General features: G+C 33.9%; 2 protein-coding genes and 1 pseudogene. All 3 read right to left on the reverse strand.

From position 1 onward, the window contains the following. On the reverse strand, positions 1-656 hold a 656-nt coding region (locus tag AC1DJR_RS24290; RefSeq protein WP_477003696.1), incomplete at its 3' end, for an S-layer homology domain-containing protein. 743 nt (positions 657-1,399) lie between these two features. Further along, a complete protein-coding gene (gene csaB / locus AC1DJR_RS24295) occupies positions 1,400-2,503 on the reverse strand; it encodes a polysaccharide pyruvyl transferase CsaB (RefSeq protein WP_429687049.1) in 1,104 nt (367 codons plus the stop codon). Positions 2,504-2,668: 165 nt separating this feature from the next. Then, positions 2,669-2,976, reverse strand: a pseudogene (locus AC1DJR_RS24300) (putative polysaccharide biosynthesis protein); the annotation flags it as partial.

Below are 2,976 nucleotides of genomic sequence, written 5' to 3' on the forward strand. Positions count from 1 at the left end.
TTAATAGACTCAACTTTAGCTTCTGATTTTTGTCCGAACTTCTTGTCAGTCATAGCAATAAATTGTGCTGCTTCTGCTTTAGTTAGAATTTTATCTGGCTCCCATTGGCCGCCAGTACCTACAGAAATTCCTAATTCAACTAGGATGTTAGCTTTGTCTTTACCCCAGCTAGTTTCTAAGTCTTTGAATTTAGTTTCTGGAGTACCAGTTACTTTAGTGTCTAATTTGAAAGCTGGTACAAGCATTGCTGYCATAGAAACGCGGTCGATTTTTCCGTTAGGATCGAATATGCCGTTACCTTTACCTTTAACTACACCAGCTTTTTCTACAGCTGCGATAATTGGAGCAGCCCAGCCCTCTTGAGCGTCAGTGTAAGATGGTTTAGCATCTGGATCGATTGGTAAGTTTAAGATTTTAGCCATCATTGTAGCAGCTTCTGCACGAGTGATTTCTTTTTCAGGCTCGAACATTCCTGTGCCATTACCTGCAATTGCGCCTTTGTCTGCTAAGTAGTTAATAGAATCAATTCCCCAATGACCAGCTGGAACGTCTGGGAATGTTTTACCTGCTGCTGCTACTGGAGAAACAACACCTGCTACCATTGCTGCTGTCATTGTACCAGCGATTAATTTTTTGTAAGAGTTAGTCTTTGCCATTTTATATATTTCCTCCTTCAGGAATGTAATACTAGTTCCATAATGTTTTAAATAGATATTCTATTTAATGTTGAAACTAGTAAATATAAATGTAGTTAAGATCCTATATATAGAAATGATTCCACAATATAGAATAATAAACATATTACACCGTTTTTACTCGAATTTAAATTCTTAAATTCGACAAAAAAGTGAATTTTCGTAATTCTAATGTTCATTTTTTCGACTTTTAATTTAAATAACCCGATTATAAAATCAGAATATTTTAAATGTACGAAACAATGCATCAGAACTACATTTGAGCAATATTTGTATAACCATTTACAACTATAGCAGAAAAACGTTTGCAATTTCAATATCTGAGTATAAAGATATTACGACATTAACCGACACGATGTTTATCTAATTTTCGACATTATTTCCAAATTCATTTTTTCGAACAAAACCCACCTCATTATCCCAGTACTTTTATATAAAACGCTTTATACCTATATTATTGATATCCTAATGTTAAGATTTTAAGATTAGACTACCTTGAAAACATACATATTCAAGGGAAATAAAAACTCGAATCTTTTGTTTTTTCGACATTATTCTACATTTTTATATTTTTTGTCGACATTTTATTTTTTCTTTCATACGCTTCTCTTTCAAATTCTTACTTACATAACAAAAAAAGAACAGATGATCCCTGTTCTTCTTTCTACTCAGCTATTTAATTACAAGAGGAATGGCCTCTAATCCTAAAATTCCATTCCTCTTTTTATAGACTCTTTTTCTTGTAAGTCACTAATAATATATTTGGACGCTATGGAAATTTGCTCTCGCAATTCCTCTACCCTTTGTCCTAACGTTTCCTGTACATATTCTGTCTGCTCTAATTGTTTAATCGCCATACTATGTAATGTTTCTGTCGTCCAGTCTCCATCCACATTCCCAATAATCGGCTGATTTACTTGTTGTAAAAACGAATCGATCTTTGGATCATATGAAATTCCAATCATAGGCGTGTTTGCAACTGCCGATAATATAAGAGCATGCAGTCTCATTCCTATTAAAAGAGAGCATTCTGATAAAATAGAGATTTTCTCATGAATATCCATTTTATAAGGGAGCATGTGCGCTTCTTCTCCCATCAAATTAATGATATCCCTTGATGCATTTTGATCAAATGGTCCATGCATCGGTACAAATAAAATATGATATCCCTCTTGCTTAAGCTTTTTCAGCGTATCTGCTAACTTCTTCATATAATCTTCTTTTGCATCCCAGTACCTTACACTAACCGCAACGACCTTTCCTTGCAGCGCATGTTTTTGAAGCCAATCGGATTTCTTTTCTTCTGGCTGACAAGCTAATACTGGATCTGGAACAAGTTCGATGTCTTTCTTAATACCAATTTCTTTTAAGTACAAAAAAGAGTCTTCATCACGTACTGATATATATTCAGCCTTTGATACATGCCATTTCACTAATAAACGATTTTGCTTCTTCGTAATAGGTCCGATTCCTTGGGCGTAAATATAATACGGCTTTTTCAAAAAACGGGCAAGCCGCATAATACCCGTATAGTATAAAATACTCTTAATACTCGTCTTATCTTGTAAGAGACTTCCGCCTCCGCTAATTAAACCATTACTTCTCTTTATTTCTCGGTAAATCGCTCTTATATCCCATCGGTTTACTGCTTCTACACCGTACATTTTTCTTGTATAGTCGGGGTCATTTGAAAGTACAACAAGCTCAAGAGTAGGATCCTCTTCATGTAGCGCTTTAATAATTGATTGCAAAATTGCTTCGTCCCCAACATTATAAAAACCATAATATCCTGATAAAACTAACCGCACTCTTAATCTCCTCCAACATTTCGCAATCAACTCTTTTTGTAATTAAACAAATTGTTATCCATTCCTTGCCGAGAAAGGTTTGATAACTTCAAATTGATTTCTTTCACAAACATCTAACAAGTCATACCCATGTATAATATTGTTCATTTTCTATAATCAACGATTTTATTTACGTAAAAATGGAATTTGTTCTTTCGATATCCAGTTTAGTTTCAATGCACATATGCCATATAACACTGAAGCTATACTTAGCGCTACAGCACTATATATCATTGCTAAAATCCTGGAATCTGTCACATTGATTAATGTAGACCCAAAGTATAATGCTATACCTAAAATACTAGATACTCCAATCACAGCCAAAAATTTCCCTATAGCTATTGGATAGGAARGATCTTTTCTAATATAAATATGATTTGCGATACAAATCATTATATAAATAATTAGAGTACTATACGCTGCTCCATTTATAC

The organism is Bacillus sp. 05T31 (assembly GCF_056396725.1).